Genomic DNA, 824 nt, shown 5'->3' on the forward strand with positions numbered 1-824 from the left:
GCCGTTTCTAGTTTGGTAGGATCCTTACCGATAGCGGTATATAGTATGAGCCCAAGAGCAATAGTAAGAACGAGAGGTGTGAAAAGGACGATTCTTTTGTTCATACCAGGCCTCCATTTTTATTGTCTACGAGTTTTGACTTTAAGCGATAACGACGATCACTTATCGCAAACAATCCACCTAGCGCCATAAAAATAGTGCCAAGCCAAATCCATCTAACGAAGGGTTTTATTTGAATACGAACTGCCCAGGCACCGTCAGTGAGTGGCTCGCCTAAAGCAATATAGAGATCACGGAATAGCCCGGCATCAATGCCTGCTTCCGTCATAGGGCTGTTCTTAGAGAAGTAAACTCGCTTCTCGGGGTGTAATGTGGCGACTTCGTTCCCTGATGCAACCGAGGTAACACGTACCGTGGCACGATCAGCCTGATAGTTAGCGCCAGTATAGGGATCTAAGCTTTCAAATACGAAGTTGTAACCAGACACACTCACTTGCTCGCCAGGCGCCATACGAATATCTCTTTCTTCAGATTCAACCGACACTAGCGTTACGCCTAGAATACTAAAGGCAAACCCCAAGTGGCCAAGCGTCATTCCAACATAGGAACGGCTGAGTCGTCTCAGGCCGCGAATGCGTCCGGCTTTGTTCTCTGATTTCTGATATACGTCTTTTAAGGTAAAGCCGGTAATCCAAAGCGCTAGAAATGACCCAAAAAACGCACCGACATGAAATTCTTCAAAAAGAAAAAATGGCAAGGCGAAAGCGATCAATACCGCCGACAAGGCAACCCAGCGTAGTTGCTTAATCAAAAGTGAAAGCTCA

Annotated in this window: 1 protein-coding gene; it reads right to left on the reverse strand. The window is 46.2% G+C overall.

Annotated features, from left to right (window positions below; genetic code table 11):
• Window positions 1–100 precede the first annotated feature (100 nt).
• Window positions 101–824, reverse strand: a 724-nt coding sequence (locus A3735_RS07735) for a cytochrome c-type biogenesis CcmF C-terminal domain-containing protein (protein WP_304439982.1), incomplete at its 5' end; no start/stop codon positions are given.

Source organism: Oleiphilus sp. HI0061 (assembly GCF_001635675.1).